At 49.4% G+C, this 16458-nt stretch carries 18 protein-coding genes and 1 tRNA gene; 6 read left to right on the plus strand and 13 right to left on the minus strand.

Going from position 1 to position 16458, the window contains the following annotated elements:
- Nucleotides 1–91 precede the first annotated feature (91 nt).
- The 5 genes from Q4A84_RS10155 to Q4A84_RS10175 all read right to left on the minus strand — a co-directional run bounded on the left by Q4A84_RS10155 (nt 92) and on the right by Q4A84_RS10175 (nt 3932).
- Entirely contained in the window at nt 92–1051 is a 960-nt protein-coding gene (locus tag Q4A84_RS10155; protein ID WP_303088817.1) for a beta-ketoacyl-ACP synthase III, read from the minus strand.
- A 241-nt stretch (nt 1052–1292) separates the two neighbouring features.
- Complete coding sequence (gene plsX / locus Q4A84_RS10160; RefSeq protein WP_303088818.1) at nt 1293–2357, minus strand: phosphate acyltransferase PlsX; 1065 nt, start codon at nt 2355–2357, stop codon at nt 1293–1295.
- Between the two features lie 150 nt (nt 2358–2507).
- Entirely contained in the window at nt 2508–3029 is a 522-nt protein-coding gene (locus Q4A84_RS10165; protein ID WP_303088819.1) for a phosphoribosyltransferase, read from the minus strand.
- A gap of 180 nt (nt 3030–3209) precedes the next feature.
- Complete coding sequence (gene rpmF, locus Q4A84_RS10170; protein WP_303088820.1) at nt 3210–3389, minus strand: 50S ribosomal protein L32; 180 nt, start codon at nt 3387–3389, stop codon at nt 3210–3212.
- Nucleotides 3390–3428: 39 nt separating this feature from the next.
- Nucleotides 3429–3932, minus strand: a complete 504-nt coding sequence (locus Q4A84_RS10175; protein WP_303088821.1) for a DUF177 domain-containing protein — start codon at nt 3930–3932, stop codon at nt 3429–3431.
- Between the two features lie 51 nt (nt 3933–3983).
- On the opposite strand from Q4A84_RS10175, the gene Q4A84_RS10180 reads away from it, so the two are divergent.
- The 3 genes from Q4A84_RS10180 (at nt 3984) to Q4A84_RS10190 (ending at nt 5479) form a co-directional block, all read left to right on the plus strand.
- Nucleotides 3984–4574, plus strand: a complete 591-nt coding sequence (locus tag Q4A84_RS10180; RefSeq protein ID WP_303088822.1) for a nucleoside triphosphate pyrophosphatase — start codon at nt 3984–3986, stop codon at nt 4572–4574.
- A 69-nt stretch (nt 4575–4643) separates the two neighbouring features.
- On the plus strand, nt 4644–5354 hold the full coding sequence (locus Q4A84_RS10185) for an SAM-dependent methyltransferase (RefSeq protein WP_303088823.1): 711 nt from the start codon (nt 4644–4646) through the stop codon (nt 5352–5354).
- Between the two features lie 48 nt (nt 5355–5402).
- Nucleotides 5403–5479, plus strand: a tRNA-Pro gene (locus Q4A84_RS10190).
- 156 nt (nt 5480–5635) lie between these two features.
- Here the strand turns inward: Q4A84_RS10190 and dld are convergent.
- The 8 genes from dld to Q4A84_RS10230 form a co-directional block, all read right to left on the minus strand.
- Nucleotides 5636–7324, minus strand: a complete 1689-nt coding sequence (gene dld, locus Q4A84_RS10195; protein WP_303088824.1) for a D-lactate dehydrogenase — start codon at nt 7322–7324, stop codon at nt 5636–5638.
- 35 nt (nt 7325–7359) lie between these two features.
- Nucleotides 7360–8160, minus strand: a complete 801-nt coding sequence (locus Q4A84_RS10200; RefSeq protein ID WP_303088825.1) for a sulfite exporter TauE/SafE family protein — start codon at nt 8158–8160, stop codon at nt 7360–7362.
- A 66-nt stretch (nt 8161–8226) separates the two neighbouring features.
- Entirely contained in the window at nt 8227–8985 is a 759-nt protein-coding gene (pssA, locus tag Q4A84_RS10205; protein WP_303088826.1) for a CDP-diacylglycerol--serine O-phosphatidyltransferase, read from the minus strand.
- A 196-nt stretch (nt 8986–9181) separates the two neighbouring features.
- Entirely contained in the window at nt 9182–9412 is a 231-nt protein-coding gene (locus Q4A84_RS10210) for a DUF333 domain-containing protein (protein ID WP_303088827.1), read from the minus strand.
- Between the two features lie 144 nt (nt 9413–9556).
- A complete protein-coding gene (locus Q4A84_RS10215) occupies nt 9557–9931 on the minus strand; it encodes a VanZ family protein (RefSeq protein ID WP_303088828.1) in 375 nt (124 codons plus the stop codon).
- Nucleotides 9928–10134 (minus strand): dioxygenase, encoded by a 207-nt coding sequence (locus Q4A84_RS10220; RefSeq protein ID WP_303088829.1) that lies wholly within the window; start codon nt 10132–10134, stop codon nt 9928–9930. Before Q4A84_RS10220 ends, Q4A84_RS10215 begins: the two co-directional genes overlap by 4 nt.
- Before the next feature lie 71 nt (nt 10135–10205).
- A complete protein-coding gene (locus Q4A84_RS10225; RefSeq protein ID WP_303088830.1) occupies nt 10206–10934 on the minus strand; it encodes a YebC/PmpR family DNA-binding transcriptional regulator in 729 nt (242 codons plus the stop codon).
- Between the two features lie 148 nt (nt 10935–11082).
- Nucleotides 11083–12867, minus strand: coding sequence for a 2-isopropylmalate synthase (locus Q4A84_RS10230; RefSeq protein ID WP_303088831.1), 1785 nt, complete (start codon nt 12865–12867; stop codon nt 11083–11085).
- A gap of 201 nt (nt 12868–13068) precedes the next feature.
- Between Q4A84_RS10230 and Q4A84_RS10235 the strand changes: the two genes are divergently transcribed.
- The 3 genes from Q4A84_RS10235 (at nt 13069) to accC (ending at nt 16371) form a co-directional block, all read left to right on the plus strand.
- Nucleotides 13069–14202 (plus strand): class I SAM-dependent methyltransferase, encoded by a 1134-nt coding sequence (locus tag Q4A84_RS10235; protein ID WP_303088832.1) that lies wholly within the window; start codon nt 13069–13071, stop codon nt 14200–14202.
- 261 nt (nt 14203–14463) lie between these two features.
- The gene (gene accB / locus Q4A84_RS10240; protein ID WP_303088833.1) at nt 14464–14919 is read left to right on the plus strand and encodes an acetyl-CoA carboxylase biotin carboxyl carrier protein; all 456 of its coding nucleotides are present in this window, start codon (nt 14464–14466) and stop codon (nt 14917–14919) included.
- Nucleotides 14920–15009: 90 nt separating this feature from the next.
- Nucleotides 15010–16371 carry an acetyl-CoA carboxylase biotin carboxylase subunit gene (gene accC / locus Q4A84_RS10245; RefSeq protein ID WP_303088834.1) on the plus strand — a complete coding sequence of 454 codons (1362 nt, stop codon included), beginning with the start codon at nt 15010–15012 and terminating at the stop codon, nt 16369–16371.
- Nucleotides 16372–16458: the final 87 nt, after the last annotated feature.

The following is a 16458-nucleotide window of genomic DNA, read 5'->3' on the forward strand; positions in this document are numbered from 1 at the left end:
GGATAATTCTAACTTAAATTTGAATTTCCCTAGTTATCTAGGACAGCCCCTAATTCTTTAATATCTAACTTACTTGAATCTAAGGATTTTTCTAATATTTGACCAGCACCGCACCCCAAGCGAAGCCACCTCCGATGCCTTCCAACAGTAAAACCTGTCCGCGTTGAATTTTACCTCCCCTGATACCCGCATCCAACGCCAGCGGCACAGAAGCGGCAGAAGTATTGCCATGATCCTGTACTGTCAAAATCACCTTGTCCATGCTTAGACCCAAATGCTTGGCCGTACTTTCAATAATCCGTTTATTCGCTTGATGTGGCACAATCCAATCAATTTGTTCCGAATTCATTCCTGCTTCTGCCAGCACATCCTCTGCCACTTGCGATAGGTTTTTAACGGCAAATTTATAGACACCGGGCCCATCCATCGTTAAGAAAGGCGTACCAGTGATTTTTCCATTAGCAATTTGTCCGGGTGTTTTCAGCAAATCCAAATAATTGCCATCCGCTTGCAGCTTACTATGAATAATGCCTGCTTCATCCGAAACACCAAGAACAACCGCGCCCGCCCCATCACCAAATAAAACGCAGGTCGAACGGTCGCTCCAATCCAAAATACGACTAAAAATCTCCGCACCGATAACCAATGCTTTTTTTGCCATACCACTTTGAATGTAGGCATTAGCCGTAGTCAGCGCATACATGAAGCCCGCACACACTGCTTGCACATCAAATGCCGGGCAGCCACTAATACCAAGCTTTTGTTGCACAATAGTTGCGGTAGAAGGAAACTGCATATCAGGGGTAGAGGTGGCCACAATAATCAAATCAATTTCCTCGGCCTCTAAACCGGCGTTTGACAAAGCCTTCTTTGCCGCAGCCACGGCCAGATCGCTGGTTTTTTCATCGTCCGCAGCAATATGCCGGTTTTTAATACCGGTCCGGCTGGTAATCCATTCGTCTGAAGTATCAACGAATTTTGCCAAATCATCGTTACTAACACGCTTGGCGGGCAAATAGCCTCCCGAACTGAGAATTTTTGCATATCGCATGGTGTGGCCTTTTATGGTTATCGGTTTCAAATAATTTTATATTGTATTAAATCTCTAAATTTCACTCAATCAGAATTAACATGAGTAACATGATTTCAGAATGTTTTCATTTTACACAGGATTAAGTCAAATTATCGTATAAAATTTAAGCAATAAATCAATTTAATTAAAAATTTAATCATGATAAAAATTTACACTACCCGCCAACAAAAACAGCGAAAGCTCCGTCGTTGCCTTATTCTTATTCTATATTATTCGCCATCGCTGCATTTTCAGCTTCCAGCTTTTTTTCAGCCAATACGGCCAATTGCGTCGCAACGCCCTGCTCGATTCTGACTAAGCTATCGGCTTTGGCCTCATGGTAAGCTTCTTCCAGAGCAAAAGAAAAACCGAGCGCATCGGTACCACCATGACTTTTAACCACGACACCTCGTAAACCCAAAAAAATCGCACCATTGAATTTTCTAGGGTCAAAGCGGTTTTTAAAGCCTTTTAAGGCAGGAGATGCGGCTACCGCACCCATTTTAGTAAAAATATTGGCCTGAAATTCCTGCTTGATGGCACCGCCCATAAACTTCACCATACCCTCAATGGTTTTCAGCATAATGTTGCCAACAAAACCATCTGCAATGACCACATCCACTTTTCCGCTAAAAATTTCATTGCCTTCAACATTGCCGATAAAGTTCAGATTCGCTACTTTTAACAATTTGAACGCTTGTTTAACCACTGCCGTGCCTTTGATATCTTCGGAACCGACGTTCAACAACCCGACACGAGGCTGCCCGTTTTCCGGATATAAAGCCTGCACCAACTCGCTACCAACAACCGCAAATTGCACTAAATTTTCGGCCGTGCAATCCACATTAGCACCTAAATCGAGCATTAGCGTCGTGTGCGTACCTTGCGAAGGCAAAAATTTGGCAATGGCCGGACGTTCTATACCCGGAATGGTTTTCAACACAAAGCGGGCGGTTGCCATTAAGGCACCAGTATTACCTGCCGACACGGCTGCCTGCGCCGCGCCTTCTTTAACTTGATTCACAGCCACACGCATTGAAGAGTCTTTTTTATTTTTCAAAGCCAGCTGAGGTTGTTCGTCCATATCGACAACTTGCGACGCATGCTTAATTTCTATGCGGTTCATCGGAGCCCCGGCGGCTTTTAGCGCCTCGCCTAAGCACACCTCATCGCCGACCATAATCAGACGCACATCACTTTGCTGTTTTAAAAAAGCCGTGGCTCCGGGAACCGTTACATCCAGCCCCGAATCACCGCCCATGGCATCTACGGCCAATGTAATCATGTCGTTTTCTCCATACAAACTGTTTCAGACAGGCATAACGCTATGCCTGTCTGAAAATCAACACGTCATCATAAACCTGTTTTCATGCTATAGCTTGTTTTTTTGGCTATTTTTTCAGACAGGCATCTTATCTTTACTTAGAAATCATACTTATTTTTCGGCGGCAAGCAAATTATGCGCATCAATATCTTCTGCATCCCAAGGATAATTAATCCACCAATCCTCTACCACAATGCCGCTATAGTAAGGAATGCCCGCCGGCAATTTTCCGATTTTCTCTTTCTTCTTCTCATGTAAAACCGCCACTCCGATGGTGGCCAAATCCAGCTTGGACAGCTCGTTCAACACAAACTCCATCGTTACCCGGCTATCATCCACTTCGTCGACCACCAAGACATTTTTGCCTTTCAGACTCTCCGGAAGAGGATCCAACCACTGGATTTTCTTTACGCCGTCGGTCACTTTGCCTTCATATTCGCTGTCATAATAAGCTGTTGTTACCGCGTAAATAGGTATATCCAAAAAACAACGCAAAATCCGCGCCGGAATAAAACCACCGCCGCCAATCGCAATCATCGCATCATATTTCACACCGCCGTCCTGAACCTTTTCAGCCAGCCCCTTTAAAACGCGGTGAATCTCATCATAAGAATACCAAACTTTTTTAACCATTATTTCACAACCTGAGTGCTTACCAACCCAACCCTTTTCCGCTCAGCCATCTGTTTGCTTGCCTATTTTCATTTATTGCAAATTCTTAATGACATGCGGAACGCAAAGAAGCCAGTGATTTGCTCAAGCAAGGCAATCTTCTGGCTTCTTTCATCATAATCCGTTTAAAGGGCTGAAAAATTATTCATCTTTCGCTTTTACCACTTTACGACCACGGTACATACCGTTGGGAGAGATATGATGCGGACGGTGCACTTCACCGGTTGCACCGTCAACAGACAATGCAGGTGCGGTTAACGCATCATGAGAGCGGTGCATACCGCGTTTAGAGGGAGATTTTTTGTTTTGTTGAACAGCCATTTCAAGCTCCTAAAAATTAAAGTAAAACTGTAAAACCGGTTAGCGACCGCTTTTCAATCCGGCCAAAACGGCAAACGGATTCGGCGTATCTCGATTAACTGCTTCCAATGCAACATTATTGCAGTCTTCATGGCGCGGCGAAAAAGGCAAAGCCATTAGAATTTGGTCTTCAATCAAAGTCAAAACATCTAATGTCGGCTCCAACATCATACCTTCCAACTCATCATCGGAAAGCATGGCCTGATCCAGACTTTCCTCATCGGAAAACAAGACTATACGGCTGACTTCTTCAAGCGCAAACGGCATTGGCTTTACACACCGCTGACATATCAGCAGCAAATCCGCCCGGATGGACAAATCTAAAAATAAGCGCTGTAACTTATCCCGCCCACCTTTCAAGGTAAACGACACATCGGTTTCTTTGCTTGCCAAATACTCGTGAGCCCAAACACGCTCGTCCAGCCCGCTGAGCTTCACAGAGCTTTGCAGCACCTGCTTTTCAGCGGCGAAGACTTCGGGGTCAATCAAATTAGGGTCTAACATAAACGGGCCATGATATAATTTCAACGATGTAACGTCAATATTTTTAAGCAAATGAATGCAAAAATCCCGCTTATTTTAGGCTCAAGTTCCACTTTCCGCCAGCAACAATTGCAACGTTTGGGCATTTCTTTCCAAACCGCCAAACCTGATTTCGATGAAACACCCCTAACAGGCGAATCCGCAGCCGATACCGCCCTGCGCCTGGCCAAAGGCAAAGCGCATTCACTTGCCAAAGATTTTCCGAACGCATTGATTATCGGCTCGGATCAAGTGGCTTGGTGCGGAGGCATTCAACTGGGCAAACCGATGAGTGTAAACAATGCACAACAAATGCTCTCCCAACTCAGCGGCCGGAAAATTGATTTTTACAGTGCACTTTGTCTGCTCAATACAGCCACAGGTAAATTGCATACGCACGTTGATAAAACCGTGGTTACCATGCGCAATCTGACCGAACGACAAATAAAAAATTATCTGCAACGCGAACCCGATGCGATTTATTGCGCAGGCGCGGCAAAAAGCGAAGGCCTAGGCGCTGCCCTACTGGAACGCATAGACAGCCTTGACCCAAACGCATTAATCGGCCTGCCGATTTTCAAATTAATTGATTTTCTACAAGCCGAAGGCATCGAAGTTTTATAAGATTCTTGTCTAAACCCTATTTCCGAACGATTTCTGATTTTCAGACAGGCTTCCTCTCAGGAGACCCTTATGCAGCCCGTTTTATACCTGATTCCCACACCGCTTGGCGCGGCGGATACACCCTGCCTCTTACCGCATGAGCAAGCACAGATTATCGGACTGACCGATTTTGTCGTTGAATCCGAAAAAACCGCCCGTGCTCATTTGAAACACATGGGAATAACCACGCCCATTCGCGAATTAAACCTGCAAACACTCAACGAACACACCAACCTCAAAACCCTGCCCGATCTACTTAAGCCTTTACAAGAAGGCCGCAGCATGGGGATTGTCAGCGAAGCGGGCTGCCCTGCCGTAGCCGATCCGGGTGCCGGGCTGGTTGCCCTGGCGCATGCACATAATTTTGAAGTGCGTCCGCTTATCGGCCCCTCCAGTTTATTACTGGCACTGATGGCATCCGGTGCAAACGGCCAGCGCTTTGCCTTTAAGGGTTATCTGCCTGCAGAAAAAATGGAGCGCAACACCGCTTTAAAAAAATTGGAACAACACTCCAGCAAGCATGATGAAACCCAAATTTTTATCGAAACGCCCTACCGCAACAATGCCTTGCTGACCGACGCCCTTGCCACGCTTCATCCTGATACACGCCTATGCATTGCCTGCGATCTAACCTTACCCAGCCAAATCATTATCAGCAAACCCATCAAAGACTGGCAAAAATTAAGCACTCTGCCCGATTTAAAAAAGCGGCCCACCCTTTTCATACTCTACGCTGCTTAAAATCCTTCTATTGACAAGGCAATCGAAGGATTCTAGAATGCGCTCTTTCGGAATGTAGCGCAGCCCGGTAGCGCACTTCGTTCGGGACGAAGGGGTCGGAGGTTCGAATCCTCTCATTCCGACCAAACACCAAAGCAGCTTTGATTCAATTCAAAGCTGCTTTTTTATGTTTCCGTTAAAATTATCGTTTCAGACAGGCATTTTTTGAGAAAACCTTACCTCTCCGTTAACGACCGATTTGCTATCCACAGCCGCTAATGGCTTGGATTACCCTGCCGCCATCAAGCCCAATTTTTTTTCTTCGAGGTTTTGCCTATACCTGGGTTGAAACTATTGGTCGGATCAAGCTTGCGGTAAAACTGCTTCAGCGCCGGCTTGGCTTCATAAAGATGACCGACATTGTGCTCAGCAGGATATTGCGCACCGCGTTTATCCAGAAGGTGCAGCATTTCATGCTCCAGAGCCATGCAATTATGGCCTTTCTTAACGATATAATCCTGATGAAATACATGACACATAAAATGCCCGTAATACAGTTTGTGACTGAGTTTCTGATCAATTTCGGCAGGCAGGTGTTCAAACCAATCGCGATCGTCTCTGCGTAAGGCGATATCCAAGGCTACAATATCTTCTACTTCTTGGTCATGCACAGATCTGTAGCGAACCGCAGCAGAGGCAACCGCAAACCGGTGCAACATGGCGGCCTGAGTTTCTTCCGGGCTGCATTCAAAATAAGCACTCGATTTTCCGGCGAAATACTGCTCTAAAAACGCCCTGGCTTCTTCCACACCCGAACCGCCCATTTTCAAAATCAGATGATGCTCGTAACGGTTGCGGTAATCTCGCAACGATTGCGGCAAGTGTTCAGGCAGGCATTTGCTCAACATTTGCAATGCCTTGTCAGGAAAATGTTTCGGCAGAAAGCCGAGCTTTTTACTGAAACGGTCTGCCTTGGCTTTGAAATCAAACAGCTTGGGAAGCCGGTGCGTACCAAATTTTCGGATTACCCAGAACGTATCTTTACCGTAAATCGCAGCAATGTCAAAAGCATCACGATGAATGTATTCGCCGGAGACAGGCAGGCTTTCAAATTCTCCGAGAATGGTGCGACGGATGTCGGTCAGTTCATTGATATCATTCGTGCCGATATAAAACACGGCGGTATTTTTTTCCAGCGGAAACGTATCCAGCCGCACGGCAAACACCATCAGCTTGCCTGCACAGCCGGAAGCTTCGTAATGACGTGCCGGATCGGCATTGAAGCGTGCGGCAGAAGGCTCGTCAACCTGACGAACGTGGTTGCAGTAAGCATGGTCATGCCCTTTTCCCGCATCGGAGGTGATGTCTTTTTGCTGATAATGCCAGCCTTGCAAATTGGTTAGGATTTCTTCCGGCGTTCCACCCAAATCAATGCCTAAATGGTTCACCAGCTCAAGTTCGCCGTTTTCATTCAAACGGGCAAAGAGTGCCATTTCCGTATAGGCAGGCCCCCGCTGCACCAACGCACCGCCGGAATTATTGCACACGCCGCCCAATACGGATGCACCGATGCACGAAGATCCGATAACCGAATGCGGTTCGCGCCCCAAAGGCTTCAGCATCAATTCCAACTGGTTTAAAGTAGAGCCGGGCAAACAGACGACTTGTTCATTATGATTAATGGGCTGGATGATATCCATCCGCATGGTATTGACGATAACGATGTCGCGATCATAATCATTGCCGTCGGGAGTGGAACCGCCGGTTAATCCGGTGTTTGCCGCCTGAGTCAACACAATCACATCCGCCGCCACGCAAGCTTTCAATATTTTCCACTGCTCAAGCAGTGTTCCGGGGCGGACGACCGCCAGCGCTTGGCCTTCGCCAAAACGGTAGCCTTGGCGGTAAGGTTCGGTTTTAGCCGGATCAGTAATAATGTATTGCGGGCCGACAATGTCGGTTAAGCTTTGGATTAATTGGGTTGCAGTCATATTATCACCTTGCTCCAATCACAATCATCAAACGGTTAACGAACAAGCTGCCAAGCCATGCGTACCGCGATAACCAGCAGCAAAATACCAAACGCCAATTTCAGCTTTTCAGGCGGCAGTTTATGCGACACTTTCACACCCAAAGGCGCAAAAATCAAAGTGGCCATCGCCAGAACAAGCGCCGCAGGCCAATAAACGAAACCGAGCGAGCCCGGCGGCAAACCGGCAACATCCCAGCCGTTTATCAGATAAGCAATGGCTCCGGTCAAGGCAATCGGCCAACCCAACGCGGCTGAAGTACCCACTGCCTTATGCACCGGCACGTTGCAAAACACCATAAAAGGCACGGAAAGAGACCCGCCGCCGATGCCGATCCAGCTCGACAACACGCCGAACAACCCGCCCATACCGAACAACCCGCCTCTTCCCGGCAGATGACGGGTAGGTTTTGGCTTCGCATCCATCAACGTACGTACGGCAATCACTATCGTGAACACCACAAAGAAAATCTGCAAACCCTCTTTGGGTAAAACTTTTGCCAACAACGAGCCGCCAGCCACGCCTGCAATCATACCCGGCACCATGCTTTTAAACACATGCCAGTCGACCGCACCTTTTTTGTGTTGCGACATCATGCTTGAAAACGAAGTGAACACCATCACGGCAAACGACGTACCCACTGCAATATGCTGCGAATAATTCGTATCGCCCGCTCCCTGCAGCTGCATCGCCCACAACACCACGGGAACGATAATCATCCCGCCGCCGATGCCCAGCAAACCGGCGATAAAACCGGCAAACGAACCGGCCAGCGCCAGTAATAATATAACTTCCATCCATTGCTCCTCGCGTTTTCAGACAAGCATTGAGAAAAGGCCGTCTTTCGACAGCCCATCGGATGCTCAGAGCACCCTGTTCCGCTTCTTCCAGCGCCGCCAGCCATACATAATATAGCCCGACAAACTGTAACCGAAGAAAAACAAAAACAACACCAACGCAGGCTCCAGCGCCACTACCGACAACACCAGAATGGCCGCAATCATCGCCACAAAAGGCACTCTTCGCCGCACGTTGAATTCTTTAAAGCTCCAAAACGGAATCTGCACCACCATCGACAGCCCGGCAAACAAAGTGATGAGCAGCGCAAACCATTCCACACCGGCGATATCATCATAGCTGTGGTTAACCCACACCAAACCGACAACCAATGCGGCGGCCGTAGGGCTGGGCACGCCGATGAACCAGCGCTTATCGGTTTTGCCGATTAAGGTATTAAAGAGTGCCAAACGCAAAGCGGCGCAGGCACAATAAATAAACGCCACCGAATAGCCGAGCTTACCGAAATTGAAAAGCTGCCATTTATAGGCAATCAGTGCCGGTGCAACGCCGAAACTCACCATATCGGCCAAGCTGTCGAGCTGCTCGCCAAACGCACTCTGGCTGTTGGTCCAGCGAGCCACGCGGCCGTCCATACCATCAAGCAGCATCGAAACGAATACCGCAATCGCCGCCACTTCGTAATGCTCGTGCATGGCCTGCGTAATCGCAAAAAAGGCTGAAAACAAAGCAGCGATGGTAAACGAATTGGGCAGCAGATAAATGCTATTCTGGCGCAAACGGCCTTTGCCGCTTTCCGGCAAATTTTGCTGGGGAAGTTCCATAACACTCCTGAATCCGGTTTTCAGACAAGCATCGGCTGGCAAGGGGAAAACAGCACGATATAACGAAACGCATCATTTTGATACAGTTGGCAAACGCCGTTCAGATTGGCATATTCATTACCAATTTTACCCCACCACTAAGACACCCGGGCGGCTATGGTAAAGCCGCCGCTCTTCAAGTCATGAAATCATGAAATTAATGGTTTTTTCTGAAAAATTCCCATTCTTCGATAACCGTGCCATCAGGCAGATGGCATAGGGCATATTCCCCACCTTCAGCATCTTTTTTCACTTCCAATTTACCGCCTTGTTGAACGCAATATTCAGAAGCCGGATTGGGCATACCAACCGGATGTTGTTCATTGGTACCGCCTTGACAGGCGGAGAGCAGTAAAGTGGCAGAAGCCAACGGAAGCCATTTTTTCATTATGGGTTCATCCTTTTGAAAAATAAAAGTTAAGTGATACAGCAGGGGAATTCAAACAAGGAAATTACATCAGAATTATATACCGATTTACAGGAAGCTGCGGCACCTTGCTTTTCAGACAGGCTTAAGCCTGTCTGAAAGCGCCTAATCTCTGTTCCGATTGGCCGCTACATTTTTAACCAGCAGCAAAGCCAATATTGTTCCCACCATATCTGCCAGCGCATCGGCCACTTCGGCAGAACGGGTTTGGGTAAACCAAAGCTGCGCCAATTCGCTGCATATGGCAAAAGAAAGTGCAAACACCAGCAATCCGATATAAGGAACGCTTTTGCGTTCGGCTAAAAAACTGTGCGCAAGCAACCAGATTTGTGCGAAAAACATGCCGCAATGGGCAACCTTATCAAAATAAGGGAAAGGCGGCGGCGCATTATCGGTGCTTTCGCGCAGAATGCCGAACCAACAAACGGCAAACCAAATCAAGGCAAAGACCGTATATTTATTAAAGGGCAGCTTCTTCATGAACATTCCTCGTTAAGCCAGCTTTGGCAGATGGCCGCCAGCCGCACAAACTTGCCGCCACGCGACTGTAAAATATCACGCCATTGCGTTACTTCTTCCGCACTCGGTGCTTCGTCGAGGCTGCATTCGTAAAGCCAGAAATCCAGCGTTTCGCCAACCAAAGCAGGCGTTTCGGTTTGTATCAGGTGGGTAAGTTCCGACATATCAAATGCCTGTCTGAAAAAAGGAAAACCGCCCCTAGAAGGGGCAGCTCAATCAAGGGAAACGCTGATGCTTACTCGTCGAATTGCAATACGGCAGAGGTATAAACGTTTTGCACGTCATCCAAATCTTCCAGCGCATCAATCAGCTTTTGCATTTTTTCCGCATCTTCGCCGGTCAGCACGGTATCGTTCTGCGCCCGCATGGTTACGTCGCCGTCTTCCGATTTGAAACCGGCAGCTTCCAACGCCGCTTTTACCTGTGCCCAATCAGACGGCGCGGTAATCACTTCGATAATACCGTCGTCATCAACGATTACATCTTCAGCACCCGCCTCCAGCGCCGCTTCCATCAGTGCATCTTCATCCGCGCCGGCAAAAACCAAATAACCCTGATGCTGGAATTGAAACGCCACGCAGCCGTCGGTGCCCAAATTGCCACCGTTTTTATTGAAAGCATGGCGCACATCGGCCACAGTGCGGGTTTTGTTGTCGGTCAGGCAGTCGACCATCAGCGCCGCGCCGCCTATGCCGTAGCCTTCATAACGCAATTCAACATAATCGGCACCTTCCACGTTGCCCGTACCTTTATCAATGGCACGCTGCACGTTGTCTTTAGGCATATTGGCATCCCACGCCTTATCCATCGCCAGACGCAAGCGCGGATTGGAAGCGGGATCGCCGCCGCCCATACGGGCCGCAACGGTAATTTCTTTAATCAAGCGGGTAAAAATTTTGCCGCGTTTGGCATCCTGACGGGCTTTTTTATGCTGAATATTCGCCCATTTACTGTGGCCGGCCATAATTCAATTATCCTTTTAGTTGCTCAATTTCAAAGGCGCCCATTCTAACATATTTCAAGCTGCCACTAAAACGACAATGCCTGTCTGAAAACGGCATCGGCATTTTCAGACAGGCATGATGAAACGCGCTATGCGCAGGCCGGCAAACTCAAATACCACCCTGTGCTTTCAAGCGAGCCGTTGCATCCAGTTTGCTCAGGGCAGAAAGATAAGCCTTGGCCGTTGCCACCAACACATCGGTGTCGGCACCCTGACCGTTAACCACCCGATCGCCGCGTGCCAAACGCACCGCGGTTTCGCCTTGGCTTTCCGTACCTTGGGTTACGGCATTCACAGAATAAATCTGTAAGGCGGCACCACTTTGCACCACGCTCTCAATGGCTTTAAAAATCGCATCCACCGGGCCGGATCCGCTCGCCGAAGCGCGTTTTTCCTCACCTTTAATGCTGAACGTGATTTCCGCTTTGGGCTCCTCGCCAGTTTCGGTCGTAATGCGTTGCGAAATAAACCGATAGTTTTCCGCCATGGTGTTCATTTCATCAGACACCAGCGCATGCAAATCCTCGTCGAAGATTTCACGTTTCTTATCAGCCAACTCTTTAAAACGAGCAAACGCAGCATTCAAAGCCTCTTCGCTGCCTAAATCGATGCCCAGTTCCGACAACTTGGTTTTAAAGGCATTGCGGCCGGAAAGTTTACCCAAGCTCAAACGGTTGGCCGCCCAGCCAACGGATTCGGCCGACATGATTTCGTAGGTTTCGCGATGCTTCAACACACCGTCTTGGTGAATGCCTGATTCGTGCGCAAACGCATTGGCGCCGACAATGGCTTTATTCGGCTGCACCGGATAGCCGGTAACGGTGGAAACCAATTTTGAAGTCGGCACGATTTGGGTCGACTCAACGCCAGTCTCCAAGCCGAGTAAATCATGACGCACCTTCAGAGCCATCACAATCTCTTCCAAGCTGGCATTGCCCGCCCGCTCGCCCAAACCGTTAATCGTACATTCCACTTGGCGCGCACCGCCCAATACGGCGGAAATAGAATTAGCCACCGCCAAGCCCAAGTCGTTATGACAATGCGCCGACCAAACCACCCGCTCGCTACCCGGCGTTTGAGCAATCAAATCACGGAAAAACACCTCGGTCTGATGCGGCACGGAATAACCGACGGTATCGGGAATATTAATCACCGTAGCACCCGCCTCAATCACGGCACCGCAGATTTCAGCCAGAAAAGGCAGCTCGGAGCGCAAAGCGTCTTCACATGAAAATTCCACATCATCGGTGTATTCCTTAGCGATTTTTACCGCCTTCACCGCCGCCTCAATCACCTGCTTCGGCTTCATTTTCAGCTTATGCTGCATATGAATGGGGCTTGTCGCAATAACTATATGAATACGTTTTTTCGGTGCAGGCGATACAGCTTCGCCCGCTTTGCGCACATCGTTCTCCACTGCACGCGCCAGCGAGCAGACGGTTGCCTTGGTAATCGTTTTGGCAATTTCGTTTACCGCCTCGAAATCCCCCGGGCTGGCGGCGGCAAAACCCGCTTCAATTACATCAACGCCGAGCTTCTCCAGCTGGCGCGCAATACGGATTTTTTCTTCTTTCGTCATGGCAGCGCCGGGCGATTGTTCGCCGTCGCGCAAAGTGGTGTCAAATATGATGACTCGGTTATTTTGGTTGGACATGGCAAGTTTCTCCAAGGTGGTTTGTTGGTTTATAAAAGCATTCAAATCAAGCGGGCGGCCTTGTGCTTCGGCCAAAGCGGTTAATTTCTGCAACTGCGCCAACGGCATCGAACCGCGCGCACGCCATTTGTAAATCGCCGCGGTGCTGGCCGCATGTTCGGGGTCTTGCTGCTTCAAAGCTTCGGCCAGCGCATTAACGCCGCCGAAATAGGCGATTAAACGGTCGATATCCAGTTGCATGATTTACCTGTCTAAAAATAATAAGGGATGAGTTTTCAATTATACTCTAATTAGACAAATTAGCAATAAATTATTCTATATATTTAAATCAGATTAACCTATAAATAAAATTTTTATACATATCGTCCAAAACACTTAAAATTTTTTCAGGCAGGCATTTGCGCTATACTGCCGTATCCAAAGCGATTTCAAACAAACCCCATGCCGCACTTAACTCTGACACACAACGACGAATCCCGCACGCTGGAATGGCGCACCGAAAGCACACAGAAACCGCCGCGCGCCGTTTCACCCATACAAGAATGCAGCGCCGCCGCCATACTGGAAAACGCCCATGCACACACAGCCACCCTGTGGCTCGGCGATTTCCACAATGCCAAACAAGTGCTCGCAGCCATCAAAAAACGCCTGCGCAAACCCACCTCAGGCAACAAAACAAAAATCGCCGCCAACACAGCGGAAGCCTTCCACCGCCACCGCATGCAACAAGCGCAGCAAGCCCGCCTTATCAACATGCTGGCAGTAGAAATCGGCCCTGCTTTCACGCTCGAAATGCCACGCGCGCCCAACGTATATCAAGCCTTAGCCGATGTTTACAGCGAAGAAAACAGCCGGCCGTTTTTACTGCCGCTGAATCAACTGCTCGGTTTTATCGGTGCGCACGAATGGCATAAAAAAGGCATTTCCATTGCCGCACTCGGCGGCCATATCCATGTTCCATTCGGCGTTTTCTCGCCGTTGCGTGGCGAATACCTCGATTTAATCGCCCAAGCACCTTTATCGCCGAATTGCCGAAGCGCTTTTGACATCGGCACCGGCAGCGGCGTTATCGCCGCCCTGCTCGCCCGACGCGGCATCGCCAAAGTAACCGCCACCGACACCAACCCCCGCGCGCTAGCCTGCGCCCAAGCCAACTTAAACAATCTCGGCTTATCGGAAAATGTGCGTATCCAAAAAACCGATCTATTTCCCGACGGATATGCAGAGCTTATCGTCTGCAATCCGCCTTGGTTGCCAGCCAAACCCACATCGACCATAGAAACCGCGCTATACGACCCTGAAAGCGCCATGTTACGCGGCTTTTTAAACGGCGTTAGCGTGCATCTGAGCGAGCATGGCGAAGCATGGCTGGTGATGTCCGACTTGGCCGAACAACTCGGATTGCGTCAACCCGGCGAATTGGCAGCCATGATTGCCGATGCCGGTCTTTGCATTGTTGCCACATCACACACCCCCCCCCGCCACAGCAAAGCGCACAACCCTAACGACCCGCTCGCTTTTGCGCGCATGAGGGAAACAACATATCTCTACCGCCTGAACAAAATGCCTGTCTGAAATGTACTTTTTGCAGAAAATAAGCCTTTTTTCTATATTTTGCTGGACATTTAACGGCAAAATATAGAAAATAGTTTTTTCACCAAAACGACCGGTCATGTCGTAAAACATACCGCCCAAAATTTCTTCCTGCCGCCCTAAAATCACGGCCAATCCGGTTGCAAAAAACCTTGCAGCCAAAATGGTTACCATATATCGCAATAGGCCGTGTCTTTTCAGCACGGCGGCAAACCCTGTCTTAATGATTTAAGGATACAACCGATGGACTTACGCAAACTGAAAAAACTGATTGATCTCGTTGAAGAATCAGGTATCGCCGAAATTGAAGTAACCGAAGGCGAAGAAAAAGTTCGCATTACCCGCTCCACTGCCCAACAACCAATTTATGCCGCACCGGTACATGCAGCTCCGATGGCCGCCGCGCCGGCTCCAGCCGCCGCACCGGTCGCAGCCGTTGCGGCACCCGCGCCCGCCGCCGATTTTGCCAACGCGCAAAAATCCCCGATGGTCGGCACACTTTACCGCGCACCCAGCCCTTCTGCCCCGCCGTTTGTCGAAGTCGGCCAAAGCGTGAAAGAAGGCGACACCCTCTGCATTATCGAAGCCATGAAATTAATGAACGAAATCGAAGCCGAGAAATCCGGCGTCATTAAAGCCATTCTGGTTGAAAACGGCCAACCGGTTGAATACGGCGAACCTTTGTTCATCATCGAATAAGCATTTTCAGACAGGCATCATGCCTGTCTGAAAGCCATCACAGCATATCCGTTTGCACATCAAACGCCTATCCCAACGAAGGAATTCCCCATGCTGAAAAAAGTATTGATTGCCAACCGCGGCGAAATCGCATTACGCGTATTGCGCGCCTGCCGCGAAATGGGCATCGCCACCGTCGCCGTGCATTCCGAAGCCGACAAAGACAGCCTACATGTCAAATTGGCCGACGAATCCGTGTGCATCGGCCCCGCCCCTTCTCCGCAAAGTTACCTCAACATCCCCGCACTGATTGCAGCAGCCGAAGTTACCGGCGCCGATGCCATTCACCCCGGCTACGGTTTTCTCGCCGAAAACGACCGTTTCGCCGAGCAAGTGGAAAAATCCGGCTTTGTCTTTATCGGCCCGCGCCCCGAAACCATCCGGCTGATGGGCGACAAAGTGTCGGCTAAACATGCCATGATTGAAGCGGGCGTGCCTTGCGTGCCCGGTTCCGAAGGTGCCCTGCCCGATAACGATCAGGAAATATTGCGCATTGCAGACCAAGTCGGCTTCCCCGTAATCATCAAGGCTTCCGGCGGCGGCGGTGGACGCGGCATGCGGGTGGTTGAGAAAAAAGAAGATTTGCTCAAATCGGTGGAAATGACCAAAACCGAAGCTGGCGCCGCATTCGGCAACCCTATGGTCTACATGGAACGCTATCTGCAAAAACCCCGCCATGTGGAAATCCAAGTTTTGGCCGACGAGCACGGCCATGCGATTTATCTGGGCGAACGCGATTGCTCCATGCAACGCCGCCACCAAAAAGTGATTGAAGAAGCACCGGCACCGGGCATTACCCAAGCGGAACGTGAAAAAATCGGCACCGCCTGCGTGGAGGCCTGCAAACGCATTGGTTACCGCGGTGCAGGTACATTCGAGTTTCTATACGAAGACGGCGAATTTTTCTTTATCGAAATGAACACCCGTGTTCAAGTCGAACATCCGGTTACCGAGCTGATTACCGGCATCGACATCGTACAAGAGCAAATTCGCATTGCCGCAGGTCTTCCCTTGCAATACAAGCAAAAAGATGTACACATCAAAGGCCATGCTTTCGAATGCCGAATCAACGCCGAAGATCCGTACACCTTCATCCCCAGCCCCGGCTTGATTGAAAGCTGCCATTTACCCGGCGGTTTCGGTGTTCGCGTCGACAGCCACATTTATCAAGGCTACCGTATCCCGCCCAACTACGACAGCCTGATCGGCAAAATCTGCGTGCTTGGCAAAACACGCGAGCAAGCCATGGCCAAAATGCGCGTTGCTTTGGATGAACTGGCCATTACTGGCATCAAAACCAACACTGCGTTGCACAGAGATTTATTCGTCGACAGCGGTTTTGCAAAAGGCGGTGTCAGCATCCATTATCTGGAAAAATGGCTGGAAGAAAAAAAAGCAGCCAAATCCAAATAACATCCGCACGATCCAGAACGCCGCCTGAATCCGTTCAGGCGGTTTTCAGTTTTCAGACAGGCTTCCTGTCATACACAAACCATGCCT

Origin of the sequence: Neisseria sp. (genome assembly GCF_030527965.1) — a bacterium.
In the GTDB taxonomy this organism is placed as follows: Bacteria; Pseudomonadota; Gammaproteobacteria; order Burkholderiales; family Neisseriaceae; genus Neisseria.

Bases quoted from the DNA above. Each gene is read 5' to 3' on its own strand.
- plsX (WP_303088818.1), bottom strand. From the start codon at position 2,357: ATGATTACATTGGCCGTAGATGCCATGGGCGGTGATTCGGGGCTGGAT.
- Q4A84_RS10220 (WP_303088829.1), bottom strand. From the start codon at position 10,134: ATGTCGGAACTTACCCACCTGATACAAACCGAAACGCCTGCTTTGGTT.
- dld (WP_303088824.1), bottom strand. From the start codon at position 7,324: ATGACTGCAACCCAATTAATCCAAAGCTTAACCGACATTGTCGGCCCG.
- Q4A84_RS10200 (WP_303088825.1), bottom strand. From the start codon at position 8,160: ATGGAAGTTATATTATTACTGGCGCTGGCCGGTTCGTTTGCCGGTTTT.
- Q4A84_RS10235 (WP_303088832.1), top strand. From the start codon at position 13,069: ATGCCGCACTTAACTCTGACACACAACGACGAATCCCGCACGCTGGAA.
- Q4A84_RS10210 (WP_303088827.1), bottom strand. From the start codon at position 9,412: ATGAAAAAATGGCTTCCGTTGGCTTCTGCCACTTTACTGCTCTCCGCC.
- Q4A84_RS10180 (WP_303088822.1), top strand. From the start codon at position 3,984: ATGAATGCAAAAATCCCGCTTATTTTAGGCTCAAGTTCCACTTTCCGC.
- Q4A84_RS10215 (WP_303088828.1), bottom strand. From the start codon at position 9,931: ATGAAGAAGCTGCCCTTTAATAAATATACGGTCTTTGCCTTGATTTGG.
- Q4A84_RS10230 (WP_303088831.1), bottom strand. From the start codon at position 12,867: ATGCAACTGGATATCGACCGTTTAATCGCCTATTTCGGCGGCGTTAAT.
- accC (WP_303088834.1), top strand. From the start codon at position 15,010: ATGCTGAAAAAAGTATTGATTGCCAACCGCGGCGAAATCGCATTACGC.
- Q4A84_RS10185 (WP_303088823.1), top strand. From the start codon at position 4,644: ATGCAGCCCGTTTTATACCTGATTCCCACACCGCTTGGCGCGGCGGAT.
- pssA (WP_303088826.1), bottom strand. From the start codon at position 8,985: ATGGAACTTCCCCAGCAAAATTTGCCGGAAAGCGGCAAAGGCCGTTTG.
- Q4A84_RS10165 (WP_303088819.1), bottom strand. From the start codon at position 3,029: ATGGTTAAAAAAGTTTGGTATTCTTATGATGAGATTCACCGCGTTTTA.
- Q4A84_RS10155 (WP_303088817.1), bottom strand. From the start codon at position 1,051: ATGCGATATGCAAAAATTCTCAGTTCGGGAGGCTATTTGCCCGCCAAG.
- Q4A84_RS10175 (WP_303088821.1), bottom strand. From the start codon at position 3,932: ATGTTAGACCCTAATTTGATTGACCCCGAAGTCTTCGCCGCTGAAAAG.
- accB (WP_303088833.1), top strand. From the start codon at position 14,464: ATGGACTTACGCAAACTGAAAAAACTGATTGATCTCGTTGAAGAATCA.
- rpmF (WP_303088820.1), bottom strand. From the start codon at position 3,389: ATGGCTGTTCAACAAAACAAAAAATCTCCCTCTAAACGCGGTATGCAC.
- Q4A84_RS10225 (WP_303088830.1), bottom strand. From the start codon at position 10,934: ATGGCCGGCCACAGTAAATGGGCGAATATTCAGCATAAAAAAGCCCGT.